1 pseudogene is annotated in these 261 nt (G+C 55.2%); it reads right to left on the bottom strand.

Annotated features, from left to right (window positions below):
• Positions 1 to 261, bottom strand: a pseudogene (locus tag C484_RS07835) (IS5/IS1182 family transposase); the annotation flags it as partial.

Genomic DNA, 261 nt, shown 5'->3' with positions numbered 1-261 from the left:
ATCGCTGAGCGTACCGATCTTCGTCAATACGGGCATTGTGGGCGTGATCGTATGGTGCGAAGATCCGATGTTTGATTAGCGGGCGAATGTCGAGTTCACGGAGTTGGTCGCGGAGTTGTTGCTTGTCGTAGCCCTTATCAGCGGCTAATGACTACAGATCGCCCGCTGGAACGCGGGCGATCTGCTCACAGAGATCCGCGTCACTGCCGTCTAACGTCGTCGAGCAGTGAAGATCAAGCACAGCTTGCGTTGCTGTATCGA

This window comes from Natrialba taiwanensis DSM 12281 (assembly GCF_000337595.1).
Lineage (GTDB): Archaea > Halobacteriota > Halobacteria > Halobacteriales > Natrialbaceae > Natrialba > Natrialba taiwanensis.
The sequence above is the reverse complement of the archived record's forward strand: the minus strand, read 5'-3'. Positions and strand labels throughout refer to the sequence as shown.